Below are 17,574 nucleotides of genomic sequence, written 5' to 3'. Positions count from 1 at the left end.
ATGCAAGTGCTACTTGCATAGAATCAAGAAAATTGTTAGCATACCAAATGTAAGTGATACTTGCTCTTCTTTACTTTAACGAACTGCTGTGCAGAATGGGTAAATGCCTAATAGAGTTGCACCAAAAGAAAAAACCGAAGGAAAAGCAAGTGACTTTATCATCAATCAACAGGAATTTCTATGACTGCACAACTTCAGGCGATCGCGACTGAGAGAGGAAACTCGCCTCGGTTAAATTGGACAAATGTGGCATTTTTTGGGGCATTTCATGCTTTAGCGCTCCTAGCTCCTTGGTTTTTCTCTTGGTCAGCATTAGGCTTGTTGGTATTTCTTCACTGGCTTTTTGGGAGCATTGGCATTTGTCTGGGATATCATCGACTACTCAGTCATAAGAGTTTTCAAGTACCTAAATGGTTGGAATATGCGATCGCCATTATCGGAGCCTTAGCTCTTCAAGGAGGGCCGATTTTCTGGGTTGGGGGACACCGCCAGCATCACGCCCACACTGAAGATGTCAATCTAGATCCCTATTCTGCTCAGCGAGGATTTTGGTGGAGCCATATACTGTGGATTTTTTACCCGCGTCCTGAGTTCTTTGATTATGAAGTCTATCAAAAATATGCGCCTGACCTAGCACGACAACCATTTTATCGCTGGTTAGATCGCTACTTCTTACTGTTGCAAATTCCCTTGGGGCTACTGCTGTATGCCTTAGGAGGATGGTCTTTTGTGATTTACGGCATGTTTGTCAGATCAGTATTGCTTTGGCACTCCACTTGGTTTGTCAACTCTGCATCCCACCTGTGGGGCTATCGCACCTTTGAGGCCAATGATGGAGCTCGTAATCTTTGGTGGGTATCCCTTTTAACCTATGGCGAAGGATGGCACAACAACCATCATACTTATCCCCACATGGCGAAATCTGGATTGTCTTGGTGGGAGATTGATATTACTTGGTGGAGCATCCAGTTATTAAAGACTTTGGGATTAGCTAAAAAGGTCGTCTCGCATCCCCCTCAAGGTGCAAGTCAAGGTTAACAATTGTTGGTATTGATGCAACCAACACTTGCATATAAAAATTTTGTAGTCAGCATTTCAGTGCTTCCAAGCATTCACTACAAGCCTTTCAAAGTTAATGTGAAAGTGTGACGCAATTACAGATAAGGGCGTAGAAGCCCAATAAATTGTCGATAAACACACAATGGGATTCAATGAAATTGCCAAGCCGATAGCAAGATAAGCAGTCGGCTTGGCAATTTTTTTGATTAGTTCAACATCAGAAATGAAGACGCATTTAAAGGTAAATTCCTGAAATTGTCATGTTGTTGCACACGAGTTGCATGTGAGTTGCGGTTGAGTATCTCACTGCCATAGTATGAATACAAATCACAACGCCATCATTATTCAACGGCATGATGAAATAGCATTCAAGTTTTTAGCCAAATGAATGTAGTTTCAACTGCATTTCCCATTGCTACTGATATCTGCAAACGTTGCTAGATACTTCTTTATAGTGTCTATAAAATGATGACCATAGTAGAAGATTATAACCTTTATTTTTTCTAAGGGTTCTTTTTGAGAACTTTTGAGAAATTATGAATTTGTCAAAAATCTTCCACATGTTAGTTCAAGGGTTGGAATCTGGATAAGAAATTTACCATTTGTCCAATGAAGTTATTGAAAAATTTTGGAATTTAGGGTGAAAACAGATGATCAAGAGTATCTTAAAAACCCAAGAAAACAACGAGCAAACTAGTAAAAAGCGCGTTCAATGTATAGTTTGTAATCACTCAATAAATGAGAATAACAAATCTGCATTTGCAACTTTTGCTTGTAATCTTAGAGCTTTTAAAAATGAAACCTTCAATGTTTGGCGATGCCCAAAATGTCAGACGATTAATTGTCTAGAAGTGGTTGATCTGCCACACTACTACGCAAAATATCCTATTGCCCAGGCAAAACTCACATGGCAATACCGCTTAATTTTTCAAAATCTTACCCGAAGAATGACAAAACATGGCTTTTCCAAGAGTCATTCATTACTTGATTATGGCTGTGCTAATGGTTTATTCCTAGAATATTTGCGACAACAAGGCTTTACCAATTGTCATGGTTACGACCTTTATGCTCCTGAAGACGGCTTTGGCGATCGCACAACATTACAACATGGGCCATTCGATTATATCTTGCTCCAAGAAGTGATTGAACATGTTGAAGATCCTAATGAACTATTATCTGAGTTAGATAGTTTACTTGCACCTGGTGGATATATTCTAATTGGCACACCAAATGCTGCTCATCTTGATCTTACTCGACCCGATGTATCCGATTTTTATAATCAGGTGCATGTCCCCTATCATCTTCATATCTACACTCGTGAAATTCTTGAATCTTTAGGGCATCTCCAAGGGTGGAAATCTGTAGATTTCTTTGATCGTTCTTATTACGATACACCCTGGTTTAGCATGAACACTCGCGCTTTTAATCAGTACCAAAATCTTTTTGATGGATCGATTGACGTTGTTTATGAATCTATTCAACCTTGGAAAGCACTGACTTCCTACAAATTTTGGTTCTACTCTCTTTTTGGTTATTGGTTGAGTTTCCGAACTGGAATGGCAGTTATGTTCCGTAAGAGCTGATTAGGCAAATACCTAAGACTCAGCTTTGCAGTACGCGTAATTAAATTGGCGCAGAAAAACTCATCATTATGAGCTTCTTGGAATAAGATTTTTATTTCGATAACTGACAGGATTATCGGCAATATGAACGAATTAGCAATGATTATTTTTGGCATTCTAGCAGGTTTAGTGATTTACCAGACCCTACAAGTGCTGAATTTAGTATCATTATTCCATTCACCAAGTCCAGAGCCTGTGCAGGATGAATCATTACCTAAAGCTGCAATCGTTCTTTCCCTGCGAGGTGCCGATCCGTTTTTAACTAACTGTGTCCATGCTCTGTTAAACCAGAATTACCCACAGTATAAAGTACACATTGTCATTGATAGTCAGGAAGACCCAGCCTGGGAAATTGTCAATAATACGATCTTGCAAGAGCAAGCAACACATGTCCAAGTCAACCCTTTAATCTTTCGACACGACACTTGCAGTCTCAAATGTAGCGCATTAGTTCAAGCCATCTCACAACTAGACGATTCTTATGATGTGGTGGCTCTATTAGATGCTGATGTTGTCGCTCATCCTAACTGGCTGCGTGAATTGGTTGCACCTTTAGCGGATAAGCAAGTCGGAGCCACCACAGGAAATCGCTGGTACATACCGCAAATTGGAAAGTGGGGTACGCTAGTTCGATATGTGTGGAACGCGGCAGCTGTCACCTTTATGTATGTCTACCAATGCCCTTGGGGAGGCTCAATGGCATTAAAAATTTCAGTCTTACGCAAAGCGCAGCTGCTGGAAACATGGAAACACGGAGTTTCTGTTGATACCCCCATTCACAAAGCATTGCGAGAAATTGGCTTAAAGGTCAAATTTGTACCCTCAGTTATGATGAGCAACCGCGAGGAGTGTAATTTTGCCCAATGTTTGCGCTTTATTACACGCCAATTACTCGTTGCGCGACTCTATAATCCCAACTGGACTGTGATTGCTAGTGCCGTATTCATTAGCACATTAGCTTTGTTCATGATCCCTCCAATGCTAGTGATTGCTTTAATAACTAGTAACTTTGATGCTGCGATTGTGATTGCAGGTGGAGCTATCAGCTATATTTTGGGAATGGCTTTACTACTGGTATTAGGGGAGCAAGGCGTGCGACAAGTACTCCGAGCGCGGGGCGAACTGACGGAGAGTTTTTCAGTCGTGATGATAGCAAAAATATTGCTAGCAATTCCGCTAACACAGTTGGTTTATGCAGTCACTACTATAGCAGCGATGTTGGCGCAAAGTGTCGAGTGGCGTGGCATAACCTATCAAATCAAAGATGCCTGGAATGTTCGTTTAACTAAATACTATCCTTATCGACACTCGAATAAATCACTAGACACTAACATTTCACTTTGAAGTACAAATTTCCATAACTTCAATGTTGCATCATCGTCAATAAATCAGCTGCAAATATGAAATCAGCAAGCTGTGTTGATGAAAAATCTCACAATATGCTTACAAGCGATACAACATCTCAGTAGATAACAACTCCCCCGCCATTTTTTACAAATAACAATGATTAATACAAATACTGTCAGCTTGGGCATTATTCAAGAAACGCTGCTAATTACACTTTGGGCACGAGCGTGTGAGATGAACCAAATCGATCCCATTTTGATTGACTCAAAAGCTGCTACTATCCTAGCTAAAATCGACTATGATTTTCATAAATTCTCCCAAGAAAAAAGCTCTCAAGCTATAATATGTCTTCGTAATAGAGCATTCGATGAGATAGTTACACAATTTTTACAAACCCATCCCCAGACCTCAGTTTTAGAAATTGGTACAGGTCTGAATAATAGATTTGAACGATTAGATGATGGAAGTTTACACTGGTTTGATCTAGATTTACCTGATACAATCGCTGTCAGAAAACGCTTTTTTCAAGAAAGCGATCGCCATCGTTTCATCTCAGCTTCAATATTGGAAACAGAGTGGATAGATCAAGTGAAAAGCTTAAGCAATGGGCCAATGTTGTTTATTGCAGAAGGTGTTTTACTTTATTTTTCTGAGCAGCAGGTTAAAAATATATTTAAAACATTGGCAGAAAACTTTCCGGGTTCGTGGATTTTATTTGATGCCACCTCCCCATTTTTAATCAAAATTCGCCGTAGATTCGATGCAGTTAAATATACAAATGCTCAGTTCCAGTGGGGAATTCGCAATATTCAGGAAATGCAAGCTTGGGATTCAAGGTATCAGGTACATCGTTCAGTCTATATTCCAGCAGATTTTCCTCAATACTTAAATAGATTTCCCTTTATAGAACGGTTGATGATGTCGCTATTTCCAAGGTTTCAAAGTATGTATGGATTACATTTGATGAAATTAAATGACTTCAAAATTTGATGAGCTTTTGAATAAAGATGCGCTCATTTAACCTATTTATTTGCTCTTTTTGTTTTACATGATCATGCATATTAAAGATAGTGGTTATTGATTAAATAGCACTAAGAGAATGTCTAAAAAATAAAAAATTCCGCTTAACTATCTGCTGTCGTTAGAAATAATACAGTACTTAAATATGACAGTGGTAGGAGCGTCATGATTCCATACTACCAAGTTAAATAATAGAGGAAAAACTATGTTGGTTGTCACTACTGATAACCAATATTTTTATCTAGCAAACCTGCTCATAAAACGAGAATACGGCACAGTAAAACTTGAATATTTAATTATTGGCAAGGTAAGGATCAAAGCAATGATGTTGACTAAGCTATCATTAAAATATGATTTCTCTAATAAATTTTTAGGAGAACCAGGACTTACATTACGCAAACAACAAGACAAAACGTTAGAAGCGGACGTAAAAAATGTTTTGTCTTACAGAGCATGGATTCAAGCTAAAACTAACAATACTTTTGACCATATAAGAATATTAGGAATAGTAGCAGCTGCTAAAGGTGCTGAAAATTATTTACCCTATACTATCCCAAAAATTATCCAACAAATCTCTGAAATAGAAATGATGGCTGATATAATAATCGGTCTCAACAATGGTTTTGAATGTCCGGCTGTTATTGATCGTTTTACTTTGCGTCCAGATGTCCAAGTGATTCATCTTTATACTGGAGAAAAAGTGGCAAATAACACTCCAGCTAAAATATTTGACAATTTAATGTGCGAAGGTAAACCCTATTGCATAACTAACATTGACTTTCCTCCAACTAAATATAGGATATTTGTTGTTCATCAACAAGAGGGGCAATACTCAGCAGGTAAAATTCGAGTTCTGGGAGATATTTATGGCTCATTACTGATTAAGAGTATAGATAATGGGTGGATACCACCTGCAATTTTAGTAACTTTTGATGCTGAATCTCAATTTTTAGTAGAGCATAAGTATTCATTTATCGAGCCAGATTCTAACGGTTTGAAAATAATCATAAATCAGCTAAAAAATCAGTCGGGTATAGATATTTTGGGTGTAAAACATAAATTTTTAGTTTATCAAAAAGCTATGTTAGATAAACTTGAGGTCTTGGTGCCTAATTTTAGCGAAGATTTGCCTCCTATTCAATGGTTTTTAGATATTGTTCACGGTAGATTTAGCAGTTTTATGACTAAACCTGGAGGTGGTACATTTGGTAAAACTGATATCATAATTAGCTTGTTAACAGTGATTGCCGAAAGTTATCCAGGAAGTCGATGTGAAGACTCTCATCTCACTATCTTGGCAGAATATGCAGGCTTTAAAGGCGACATATTGATAGATGTTGTCGCTACAAATAGAACCCCTAAAGTTACAGATATGACAACAGATAATCCGCCAAAAAAAGCTTGGATAGAACAAATCTATAGATGGACTAATTCTGTTCAAGGATTGAAATTACTATATGGAGAGCATAACATTAAAAAAATTGTAGATGATGGCTTACCTTGGTGGCTACCTTTGACAAAAAAAATTGAAATTTTTAAACATATAATAGATACAAACAATAATTTATTTACAATAGTTAAAAAACTAAAATTTTTGATCATTGCCTTTTTTACATATCGACAAATCAAGAAGAGGAGCATACAAAATCCTGACGTATTAGAAGGGAAAGAAGCAAAAGCTTTTTGGTAAAATTAGCAATATAGATAATGTTGCTCAGAGAAACTAATGTTTAACGCTTAAAATCAATTAAATATTAGTTTAAAAGGGTTTTGCAAACTTTAAATTATTATGATATGCAATTGCGATCGCTCTTGTAATCTAGGTGGTTGGAACCTGATATATTGCAAGAATGATCACTTTTTTTATCATGTCAAACAGTCACCTCTAACTATAATAATTTGAGAGAAGTCAAAGTTATATTAAATAGATAACTTGATAAAATTAAGTAAATTTAATAATAATTGTTTGTCGAAATTTTTATTATATTAAACGTGTATTAAGCTACTAAGTATTTAAATTTTAAAATAAGTTGTAATGAGTCATTTGTGTTTACAACAAATGACTCATTACTAATAGTTATCAATGCCAATTCTTCATATCCTCAATGTGTTGCATATGAGTTGCAATTGAGTATCTCAGTAACATATTATATAAATAATTCAAAATTGATAAAACGAAACCTGAAGAGTGTACAAAGCTTTAGTTTCTTTGATGCTGTAAAGGCTTCAGTAGGATAACAAACTTATTTTTAAAGCATGGTCTAAACAGGGAAAGTTAAAAGTAGCTGTACTTAAATAATAGAACCTCAAAAACAGTTCTAAATTTCGACTTTTATCAAGAGTGTTAACAATAACAGAATAAGGAGTTATTTATGACAAATTTAGCAGGTAAGACAGTACTTCTAACAGGTGCTTCACGCGGTTTGGGAGTATATATTGCCCGTGCCCTGGCGATAGAAAAAGCAACTGTCGTTTGTGTTTCTCGCTCCAAGGCAGAACTAGATATAACATGTGATGAAATCACGGCTTTGGGCGGCAAAAGCATCAGCATCCCCTTTGATCTTAAGGATGTAAATAAATTGTCAACTCTCAAATACTTGATTCATCAATCTGTGGGAAAAGTTGATATATTAATTAATAATGCTGGCATAGAAATTTGTCAGTTTTTTACCGATTATTCTTTAGATGAAATCCAGTCAGTGTTGGAAGTAAATCTACTTTCTCCCATTGAATTAACCCGTTTGTTTTTGCCAAATATGTTGAAACAGCGTAGTGGACACATTGTAAATATAGCTTCTTTAGGTGGTAAAAAAGGAGTTGCTTATAGCAGTACTTATTCTGCAAGTAAAGCAGGTTTGATTATATGGAGTGATGCTATGCGGCAAGAATTGGTTGGTACCGGAGTGGAGATGTCTGTAATTTGTCCAGGGTATATATCTCCAATAGGGTCAGTTGCTAAAAATAGCTCCATTGCGCCACAATTAGCTGGTAAATCTACACCAACTTATGTAGCGAATGCTGTAATCCGAGCTATTAAGCAAAATAAGGCAGAAATAATTGTTAATCAAGAACTAATAACAGAATGTTTTACGAGATTACTATTTGCAATTGGACAATTATATTCACCATTTGTAGATGCAATTTATCGATGGATTGATATACCAAAATTTAACCGAATGCGTGTAGAAAAGCAACGGTGTATGGATGATAGAATGATCAAGTCTGTAGTTGATAAACGTGGGTGATTAATACCGCTATCTTACGGTAAGCCATTCTGTGTCTATACAAAATTCAAACTTTGTTGTTAAATCATACTACATTTTTGTAACATTCAAAAATGTTAAGTGAATTTCTGAACAAATTTACTAATTGATAACCATCATGGTAATTAACAAATGTATTTTGTCCATTACTTACTACCTATTTAGAAGGCAGGCTAATAATCAATATAGTATATTTACTTGATTGGCTCATAACGTCTGAACTACTTTAATGTGCAAAAATGATCGCAGATGTAATGGGTAGTCCCCAACCAGAACCACCTATATTGCCAGAGCGTAGACACGGATTGGCTTGTTATTTTTATTAGTTTATTTTATTATTTTATACTTATTTAACCAATAAAATTTTTGGTAAATAAATGTTGTTGCATTTCCATTGATTATTGTGGTGTGCGACTGATAATATTCACGCATGAAGTACATACCCACACGGTTATATCTAAATTAGCAATGTGTTTTCCTAGTTTATTTATAACTATTTCTGGATCTGCCTTTTCACCGGATATGGAAAACTTCTTTGTTTTGAAAAGTTTTGTTCGCCCACCATTCATGCAGTGTCGATTATAGGAGAAGTTATTATGTCTCCTCCTCTCTCTTGCAAAGAGAGAAGCTTTAAATTATCTCCAAATCCCTTTTAGGGATTGGGGTTAGGTCTCCCATAAAAGCGCGTCTAAGAAGTAGCACCTAAATTTTTGTAGGCTCGTTTCTCCACGATTACAAAGGACTGTATTACATCGATTGGGGGCAACCACGAGATGTGGTCGGTTTGATTATAGCAGTTTTTAATTGCATGGAATACAGAATACAGACCTAACCCCCAGCCCCTTCGCTACTAGCGTTGGGGAGTAAAACTCAAAGCTTCTCTCTTAAAAGGAGAGAGGTTTGGAGAGAGATCAAAACTGTACTGCACCTAAGCGAGAACTGCTATATTACAGCTTATGGTTCGGTCTTTGCTAAGTATCTCAAACTTCAAGATAAAATTAATGTGCCTGTTAATTTGGTTTTCAAAGAAACAGTACAACATCTGCTGAAAAACCATGTTTGCGATCCCGATCAGATTTTTTGGTATTGCATAAGTGCGGGATGAAATGATTAAAATTTAACTTTGACAACTCTTACCCTTTGCGCCTTTGCGTGAGATAAAAATCATCCCATTAATCAGCAACGCCGATTTTTAAGCACTACAGCTCTCTCATCTCTTTTTTAACGAGCAGGTTAAAAAAGCCCATCAGGTTGATGCCTCATATCCCAACTTTAATTCACATGCCGCTTCCTCCCTTGCAAGGAATCCACAGAGCTCAACCGTTAGTGAGTTACGAGTAACGGTGTGATATGGAAAGTCGAATGCTAGGTATCAAAAGCCATGTTTGCAAAACCAGCATTGCATATTTGCTTGAGGGATGATTCAAGCGGGAATAGTTACAACAGTATCTCAAATTAATTTCAACAACGATCTAATTATTCAACTATGAAAGTTGCAATTCTGGCTGGAGGTTTAGGCACCCGCCTGGCTGAAGAAACTGAAAGCAAACCTAAGCCTATGATCGAAATTGGTGGGCAGCCCATCCTGTGGCACATTATGATGCATTATGCCCACTATGGCTTCAATAATTTTGCGATCGCTCTTGGCTATAAAGCTGAAGTCATCAAAAAATATATGGTGGACTATTGTTCTCTGAACAGTAACCTCACTGTCAACTTACAAACTGGCGAATTTAAAATGCATGGGGGTTACAAACCAAACTGGATAGTTGAGTTAGTTGATACCGGACTTAACACCAACACAGGTGGTCGTATCAAACGGCTAGCTCCCTATGTAGACAATCAGACTTTTATGCTCACCTGGGGTGATGGAGTTTCCGATTTAAATTTGCATGAACTGCTGGCATTCCATCGCTCTCATGGCAAACTCGCTACCTTAACAGCAGTACGACCGCCAGCCCGGTTTGGTCATCTGGAGTTAGATGGTGATCAAATTGTCGAATTTTCTGAAAAGCCACAAACCCGCGAAGGCTGGATTAATGGTGCTTTTTTTGTCCTAGAACCAGAGATCTTTGATTACATTGACGGAGATGACACTCAATGGGAAAAAACACCTCTAGAGAGATTAGCCCAAGACGGTCAGCTGATGGCATACAAGCATTCTTCATTCTGGCAGTGTATGGATACCTTACGTGATAAGCGCCGCCTAGACAGTCTTTGGCAAAGTGGTAATGCACCGTGGAAAATCTGGGAAGAACAAGATGCGAGTATTAGTAACGGGACACCAGGGTTACATTGGAACGGTCATGATTCCTATGCTCTTAGCAGCAGGGCATGAGGTTGTAGGATTAGATAGTAATTTGTTTGCAGGTAGCACTTTTGGTGAGGGGATTAAGAACATCCCTGAATTGAAAAAAGATATCCGCGATGTCGAAGTATCCGATTTGGAGGGTTTCGAGGCAATATTACATCTGGCAGGCCTTTCTAATGACCCTTTAGGAGACTTAAATCCCGATTTAACTTACCAAATCAATCACGTTGCCTCTGTAAGACTGGCAAAGTTAGCCAAACAGGTGGGAGTTGAAAGATTTGTATTTTCCTCTTCCTGTAGTAACTATGGTGCTGGTGGAGAAGGCTGGTTGAATGAAGAATCACCTTTTCATCCAATTACACCTTATGGCATCTCCAAAGTCAGGGCTGAAGGAGATATTAGCCAATTAGCCGATGACAACTTTAGCCCTACTTTTTTACGTAACGCCACTGCTTACGGTGTCTCGCCCCGCCTGCGCTTTGATTTGGTACTCAACAACTTAGTAGCTTGGGCCTTTGCTACTGGCAGAATTTATATTAAAAGTGACGGCACTCCCTGGCGACCCATTGTCCATATTGAAGATATCTCTCGTGCCTTCATGAGTGTATTGCACGCTCCCCGTCAGGTTATACATAATCAAGCCTTCAATGTGGGACGCAACGAAGATAACTATCGCATTCGGGACTTAGCGACAATCGTTCAACAAACGATTCCTGGCTGTGATATTGAATATGCTCCAGATGCAGGGAAAGATCGCCGTTGTTATCGTGTTGATTGTAGCAAAATTATACGTACATTACCAGAATTTCAACCCCAATGGGATGCCTACAAAGGAGCAAAAGAACTTTACAGAGCCTATCAGAAAGTCGGTTTGACCTTGGAAGAATTTGAAGGACAAAAGTATAAACGGATTGCACATATCCGAGAATTACTTAGAAAAAGACAAATAGACACCACCCTGCGCTGGAAAATTTAACCCCTAGCAAGAAAAACAAGCAACTATGATAGATGCGATCGCTCTTGATTTGATGCCGCCTTGTCGTGCAAGTGGTATTGATGACTTGGAGTTAATTATTTCCTTCGGTAACACACCACTAGCAGATGCATTGCTCACCAAAGACCAGCTAGGTCAACCAGAGTATACTGCTCCTTTAGAGCTAGCCTTTTCTCCCAGCAGTGGGCTAGTGCAAATTACAACAACTGTGCCGCCAGAAATTCTCTTTTGTCGAGATTATCCTTATTTTTCTTCAGTTTCTTCCTCATTGCTGAAGCACTTTCGCCAGAGCGCGTTAGAAATTATTGAATCGCATAAACTTGACAGCAACAGCCTAGTTATTGAAGCCGCTAGTAACGATGGCTATATGTTGAAAAACTTTGTAGACAGAGGCATTCCTGTGTTAGGTATTGACCCGGCAGTCGGGCCTGTTGAAGTAGCTCAGAAAGCTGGTATCCCTAGCATTTGTACTTTCTTTACTAAGGACTTGGCCGAGCAACTGCGAGCATCGGGAAACTTAGCTGATGTTTTTCTAGCAAATAATGTTTTAGCTCATGTGCCCGACCTCAACGGCTTTGTGGCAGGGATGAAAGTTCTATTAAAAGCCAATGGCGTGGCAGTGATTGAAGTACCTTATGTAGTGGATTTAGTGGATCATTGCCAGTTTGACACAATTTATCATCAGCACCTATGCTACTTTTCAGTAACTGCTTTGGATAGATTGTTGAGAAGACACTCTTTGTTTCTCAATGATGTGCAACGCACAGCAATTCATGGCGGCTCTTTGCGCCTGTTTGTGGGACACCATGAAGCGGTTGATGAATCAGTCAAGTCTTTGTTGCAGACAGAAGCAGCGCGAGGTGTAGATAAATTTAATTACTATAGCAACTTTGCCGATCGCATCCGTACCATTAAAAGCGCTTTGCTAGATATTCTAGTAAATTTGAAGCAACAAGGAAAACGAATTGCTGGTTACGGTGCAGCAGCAAAAGCTACAACCCTCTTGAGTTACGCAGACATCGATCAAAAGTTACTGGATTATGTAGTAGATTTGAATCCCTTCAAGCAAGGCCGCTATATGGGCGGTAATCATTTGCCTATCTTTGCACCTTCCAAGCTTTTAGAAGATAAGCCAGATTATGTCTTAATTCTGGCTTGGAACTTTGCTGAGGAAATCATGCAGCAACAAGAAGCATATAAACAGCAGGGCGGTAAATTTATTATTCCTATACCAACTCCCAAAATTCTTTAGTAATCATAATATGAACCAATTATCACGGCTGGAAGTTGCTGGTCTAGACCATCTCACCAGACCTGTCGATCATGTCTGTCCTAACTGTGGTCATCACCAATTATTCGTGTTCTACGAAGTCTATAATGTTCCTGTCCACAGTTGCTTGATGTTGTCCACTCAACAAGAGGCTCTTGATTTCCCTTGTGGTGATATTATTTTGGGATTGTGCGATCGCTGTGGATTCATCACCAATATCGCTTTTAATTCCAAATGGTCAGCTTACGCACCTAACTACGAAGACCAGCAGAGTTTTTCGCCTACCTTTAATCAATTTTCTCTAGATTTGGCAAATCGCTTGGTCGAAAAATATGATTTGCATAACAAAAATATTGTGGAAATTGGTTGCAGCAAAGGAGATTTCTTACTACTACTGTGCGAACTGGGAAATAATCGCGGTGTTGGGATTGATCCGAGTGCGGTTCCGGGACGAGTCAATACAGAAGCTGCTGAACGTGTGATTTTTGTCCCACATTATTATTCTGAGCAACATGCTAAGTACGTTGGTGACTTTATTTGCTGTCGCCATACCCTAGAACATATTCAACCCACTGCTGAATTTGTTAAAACTGTACGCTTTTCTATTGGCGATCGCACAGATACTACTGTTTTCTTTGAAATTCCCGATGCCACTCGTATATTGCAGCATCTGACATTTGAGGATATTTACTACGAACACTGCTCTTACTTTACACCAGGGACACTAGCTCGTTTGTTCCGTTCTTGTGGTTTCGAGGTCATTGACTTATATCGAGCTTATGGTCAGCAGTATCTTTTAATCGAAACCCAACCTGTGGCAATACCTTCTACTCAGGTACATCCCTTAGAAAATAGTGTGGAACAAACTGCTGAAGCTGTCAAACACTTTGTTACCCAAATCGACCAAAAGCTAACTCATTGGCAGCAATATTTAGAAAAGATGCAGGCACAAGGTAAGCGGATAGTTATTTGGGGGTCGGGATCTAAGTGTGTCGCGTTTTTGACAACTCTTAATACCATCGACAAAATTCAATATGTTGTTGATATAAATCCTCATCGTCATGGAAAATTCATCCCTGGCGTTGGTAAAGAAATCATGCCACCAGAATTTCTCCAAGAATATCAGCCAGATCAAGTGATTGTGATGAACCCCATCTACTGTCAAGAAATTCAGCAAATGCTGGATAACCTGGGGATAAGTACCAAAGTCATAACTCTGTAATATCTACTTTTGACTAACGTATTTTCTATGATTAACAATCAGCCACGATTAAGCATCGGATTACCTGTATACAATGGTGAAAACTTTCTCAAAGAAGCCATAGATTCAATCTTGGCTCAGACCTTTGAAGATTTCGAGCTAATTATTTCAGATAATGCATCTACAGACCGAACTGAGGAAATTTGTAGAGCATACGTTGAGCAAGACAAACGTATACGTTACTATCGCAATGAAAAAAATGAAGGTAGCGCTCCTAATTTCAATCGAGTCTTTGAATTGTCTTCAGGTGAGTACTTTAAGTGGACGGCCTGCGATGATTTATATGCTCCAGATTTTATTCTGAAATGTGTTGAAGTACTTGACCAAGACCCTACAGTAATCTTGTGCCACTCCCACGTAACTATTATTGATGCAGCTGGAGAATTTCTCCAAAATTACGAGGTCAAACTTAAGACAGATTCACCAAAACGACACGAACGCTTTCACGAACTGCTACATAAGCACCTATGCTATCAAATTTTCGGAGTAATCCGTACCAGTGCCCTCAAGAAGGTATTTCCTCTGGGTAGTTATGGTCATGCAGATGGGATTTTATTGTTAAGGCTTGGTCTTTTAGGTCGTTTTTATGAAATTCCAGAATACCTATTTTTTGCTAGAAAGCATAAACAGCAATCAATGAGTATGTTCGTTCCCAATTACTTATTATTTGCGAACAAAAATCAAATCATATCACCAAGTATGCTACCTGATTACTATGCATATTCAGTATGGTTTGATTCGGCAAATAAAGGTAAAATAATAATGCCACATTGGAGAATATTTTGGGAGTACTTACTCTCTATATGGCACAGTTCACTAAGTTTGAACGAGCAGCTTCATTGTTATAGAAGTATGTATCAGCAGTCAAAAGGTACAGAGTATCTTTTGCTACAAGATTTTCTAAAAGCGTTACAAATATTTTGGCAAAATTGGCGAATAGGATTAATTAAAAGTTGATAGGTTGCATACAAATTGCATATCAATTGCAATTGAGTATCTGACTCAAATAACATGTGCATAAATCACAGACATTAAGGTTGAGGCAGTGCGGTCTTCTACCTACAGTCATTCTCCTAAAGGAGATGCTAAGCGTAACGTGAGTTCGACAAGTCTTATTTGACCTCTCCCCCAACCCCTCTCCGACACGGAGAGGGGAGCAAAAAGCTGAATTTTTCGTTGCTCCTCCCTTTCCGTTTTGGCTACGGTGTACACAGAAGTCTTAAAATCCTACCTAAAACTGGGTTTTGAACTATGCGATAAATCTCTCAAAGCGCGGTCATTGCGAGGAGGAACGACGAAGCAATCCCATTAACCCAACAATTTTTGCGATTACTTCGCTTCGCTCGTAATGACAGTTTATAGCTGCTTTAAACGCTGAAACCTATATGGAGAGTACTTGTGTGTACACCGTAGTTCCGTTTTGGAGAGGGAGGGAGTGAGAGGTTCATCGAACTCACGTTAAGCGTAGTTTGCTTCACCGTAGGGTTACGAGCATTCCATAACAGGCGCTAGTCTCTCCCTTTGGAGAATATAAGATTAAAATCAATAAAATTTTTAGCGATCGCCTTTTTTGTACATCGAAAGATTAGAAAAAATAGTATAAAAAACCCATACATACTAGAAGGTAGCCAAGCAAAAGTTTTTGCTAAAAATGTAGTAGTTGAGATCAAAATTCAAGTAATTAAAGATGGTGTATATCAAATAAAAATTATTGTTTTTGAATAAAATAATCAATTAACTTTTTTACAATGAATCTAATTCGTCTTCTGCTTCGCACTTCTACTGCTTTTCTGAGCCTCGCCGTGTTAGCTGGAATCCTCAGCGGTGCAGCGGCTGCTGGGATAATTGCTCTAATTAATATAACATTGAGTCAAAATCAACCATTGGGAACAACGTTAGTTTGGAGCTTTGTAGGTCTTTGTCTACTGAGGCTAATTGCTAATTTTGTTTCTCAAGTTTTATTAATCCATCTTTCACAAAAAGCTGTCCTCGACTTGCGAATGGTTTTAAGCCGCCGTATTCTTGCTTCTCCTTTACGTCAATTAGAAAAAATAGGCGCTCATGGTCTTTTAGCTATCCTCACTGAGGATATTCAAGCAATCTCTAGCACAGCTTTTACTATCCCTTTTTTATGTATTAATATTGCCATTGTAATTGCCTGTCTGATTTATCTCTGTTACCTCTCTAAAATTATTTTTCTTATAGGTATTGGCTTTATGTTTTTAGGAATATTAAGCTATTCAGTACCAATGAAAAAAGCCATGTATTTTTTTAAATTGGCTCGTGAACAGGAAGATAGATTGTTTAAACATTTCCGCAGCATAATTCAAGGCACAAAGGAACTTAAGCTTCATCGCCAGCGACGACAAGCATTTCTACGCGAAGATGTTTATGCTACTGCCTTAACATATCGTCGTTATAATGTTGTGGGTATGAGCATCTTTGCTGCTACCTCTAGTTGGGGGCAAGTTTTATTTTTTATAAGTATTGGTTTACTGTTATTTATCCTACCCATTATCTATAAAATTCCTGCTGCAACTTTATCTGCATATACTCTAACTACTATTTATTTAATCTCACCTTTAGAATATATTATGAGTATGATGCCTAATATCACTAAAGCTTTAGTTGCTTTGAATAAAGTTGAATCTTTAGGACTATCTTTGGCAGATGAAGTAAATGAAGTAAATTTTAATTACTCGATTAATTTAGATAAAGAATGGAATTATTTAGAATTAAATAACGTTACACATACTTATTATCAAGAACGTGAGGAAAAAAATTTTATACTTGGCCCTATTAATTTAAAGTTTCAGCCAGGAGAAATTGTTTTTATTGTTGGAGGTAACGGTAGTGGTAAGTCTACACTTGCCAAATTGATCACTGGGCTTTATATACCTGAAACAGGAAAAATTTATTTAGATAATAGACTCATTAATAATAAAAATATAGAGTGGTATCGCCAGCAGTTTTCGGCAGTATTTTCTGATTTTTATCTTTTTGAGCGCTTACTTGGATTAGATAGTAATGAGCTAGATATTCAAACTCAAAAATACCTTGTTCAATTGCAACTTGATCATAAAGTGACAGTTAAGAATGGTGTGCTTTCTACTACCGATCTTTCACAAGGACAGCGCAAACGCCTTGCCCTTATTACTACTTACTTAGAAGACCGACCTATTTATCTGTTTGATGAGTGGGCATCAGATCAAGATCCTATTTTTAAAGAAATTTTCTATACTCAACTGTTGCCAGAACTAAAAAATAGAGGCAAAACTATACTAGTTATCAGTCACGATGACAAATATTTTCACATAGCAGATTGGCTCATTAAAATGGAATATGGCAAGGTAAAGGTGGAAAATTTGTTTTCCCAAAAAATATAAAAATGTAGATATATAATTCAACTCGAAAAAAGTAGGATGCA

General features: G+C 38.0%; 12 protein-coding genes. All 12 read left to right on the top strand.

All coding sequences use genetic code 11. The annotated features are described in order from the left end of the window. The first annotated feature begins 180 nt into the window (after positions 1-180). The 12 genes from I8751_RS06310 (at position 181) to I8751_RS06255 (ending at position 17,533) form a co-directional block, all read left to right on the top strand. Positions 181-1,038 carry an acyl-CoA desaturase gene (locus tag I8751_RS06310; protein WP_214438322.1) on the top strand — a complete coding sequence of 286 codons (858 nt, stop codon included), beginning with the start codon at positions 181-183 and terminating at the stop codon, positions 1,036-1,038. A 671-nt stretch (positions 1,039-1,709) separates the two neighbouring features. Beyond that, positions 1,710-2,642 carry a class I SAM-dependent methyltransferase gene (locus tag I8751_RS06305; RefSeq protein ID WP_214438321.1) on the top strand — a complete coding sequence of 311 codons (933 nt, stop codon included), beginning with the start codon at positions 1,710-1,712 and terminating at the stop codon, positions 2,640-2,642. A 123-nt stretch (positions 2,643-2,765) separates the two neighbouring features. Next, a complete protein-coding gene (locus I8751_RS06300; RefSeq protein WP_214438320.1) occupies positions 2,766-4,025 on the top strand; it encodes a glycosyltransferase in 1,260 nt (419 codons plus the stop codon). 159 nt (positions 4,026-4,184) lie between these two features. After that, complete coding sequence (locus I8751_RS06295; RefSeq protein ID WP_225893992.1) at positions 4,185-5,018, top strand: class I SAM-dependent methyltransferase; 834 nt, start codon at positions 4,185-4,187, stop codon at positions 5,016-5,018. A 235-nt stretch (positions 5,019-5,253) separates the two neighbouring features. Continuing rightward, complete coding sequence (locus I8751_RS06290) at positions 5,254-6,738, top strand: hypothetical protein (RefSeq protein WP_225893991.1); 1,485 nt, start codon at positions 5,254-5,256, stop codon at positions 6,736-6,738. A gap of 682 nt (positions 6,739-7,420) precedes the next feature. Next, positions 7,421-8,293, top strand: a complete 873-nt coding sequence (locus tag I8751_RS06285; protein WP_214438319.1) for an SDR family NAD(P)-dependent oxidoreductase — start codon at positions 7,421-7,423, stop codon at positions 8,291-8,293. A gap of 1,504 nt (positions 8,294-9,797) precedes the next feature. Further along, positions 9,798-10,649, top strand: coding sequence for a glucose-1-phosphate cytidylyltransferase (rfbF, locus tag I8751_RS06280; RefSeq protein ID WP_214438318.1), 852 nt, complete (start codon positions 9,798-9,800; stop codon positions 10,647-10,649). Then, the gene (locus I8751_RS06275; protein WP_214438317.1) at positions 10,573-11,598 is read left to right on the top strand and encodes an NAD-dependent epimerase/dehydratase family protein; all 1,026 of its coding nucleotides are present in this window, start codon (positions 10,573-10,575) and stop codon (positions 11,596-11,598) included. The genes rfbF and I8751_RS06275 overlap by 77 nt, the downstream gene beginning before the upstream one ends. Positions 11,599-11,623: 25 nt before the next feature. Further along, positions 11,624-12,868 carry a class I SAM-dependent methyltransferase gene (locus I8751_RS06270; RefSeq protein WP_214438316.1) on the top strand — a complete coding sequence of 415 codons (1,245 nt, stop codon included), beginning with the start codon at positions 11,624-11,626 and terminating at the stop codon, positions 12,866-12,868. Positions 12,869-12,878: 10 nt separating this feature from the next. Continuing rightward, complete coding sequence (locus I8751_RS06265; protein ID WP_214438315.1) at positions 12,879-14,108, top strand: class I SAM-dependent methyltransferase; 1,230 nt, start codon at positions 12,879-12,881, stop codon at positions 14,106-14,108. Positions 14,109-14,135: 27 nt separating this feature from the next. Then, entirely contained in the window at positions 14,136-15,104 is a 969-nt protein-coding gene (locus I8751_RS06260) for a glycosyltransferase family 2 protein (RefSeq protein ID WP_214438314.1), read from the top strand. Positions 15,105-15,895: 791 nt separating this feature from the next. Further along, positions 15,896-17,533, top strand: a complete 1,638-nt coding sequence (locus tag I8751_RS06255; protein ID WP_214438313.1) for a cyclic peptide export ABC transporter — start codon at positions 15,896-15,898, stop codon at positions 17,531-17,533. Positions 17,534-17,574: the final 41 nt, after the last annotated feature.

The sequence above is a fragment of the Atlanticothrix silvestris CENA357 genome, assembly GCF_016056295.1.
In the GTDB taxonomy this organism is placed as follows: domain Bacteria; phylum Cyanobacteriota; class Cyanobacteriia; order Cyanobacteriales; family Nostocaceae; genus Atlanticothrix; species Atlanticothrix silvestris.
The sequence above is the reverse complement of the archived record's forward strand: the minus strand, read 5'-3'. Positions and strand labels throughout refer to the sequence as shown.

Excerpts from the sequence above, each read along its gene's own strand:
- I8751_RS06305 (WP_214438321.1), top strand. The coding sequence starts at position 1,710 with ATGATCAAGAGTATCTTAAAAACCCAAGAAAACAACGAGCAAACTAGT.
- rfbF (WP_214438318.1), top strand. The coding sequence starts at position 9,798 with ATGAAAGTTGCAATTCTGGCTGGAGGTTTAGGCACCCGCCTGGCTGAA.
- I8751_RS06265 (WP_214438315.1), top strand. The coding sequence starts at position 12,879 with ATGAACCAATTATCACGGCTGGAAGTTGCTGGTCTAGACCATCTCACC.
- I8751_RS06310 (WP_214438322.1), top strand. The coding sequence starts at position 181 with ATGACTGCACAACTTCAGGCGATCGCGACTGAGAGAGGAAACTCGCCT.
- I8751_RS06300 (WP_214438320.1), top strand. The coding sequence starts at position 2,766 with ATGAACGAATTAGCAATGATTATTTTTGGCATTCTAGCAGGTTTAGTG.
- I8751_RS06285 (WP_214438319.1), top strand. The coding sequence starts at position 7,421 with ATGACAAATTTAGCAGGTAAGACAGTACTTCTAACAGGTGCTTCACGC.
- I8751_RS06255 (WP_214438313.1), top strand. The coding sequence starts at position 15,896 with ATGAATCTAATTCGTCTTCTGCTTCGCACTTCTACTGCTTTTCTGAGC.
- I8751_RS06260 (WP_214438314.1), top strand. The coding sequence starts at position 14,136 with ATGATTAACAATCAGCCACGATTAAGCATCGGATTACCTGTATACAAT.
- I8751_RS06295 (WP_225893992.1), top strand. The coding sequence starts at position 4,185 with ATGATTAATACAAATACTGTCAGCTTGGGCATTATTCAAGAAACGCTG.
- I8751_RS06290 (WP_225893991.1), top strand. The coding sequence starts at position 5,254 with ATGTTGGTTGTCACTACTGATAACCAATATTTTTATCTAGCAAACCTG.
- I8751_RS06275 (WP_214438317.1), top strand. The coding sequence starts at position 10,573 with ATGCGAGTATTAGTAACGGGACACCAGGGTTACATTGGAACGGTCATG.
- I8751_RS06270 (WP_214438316.1), top strand. The coding sequence starts at position 11,624 with ATGATAGATGCGATCGCTCTTGATTTGATGCCGCCTTGTCGTGCAAGT.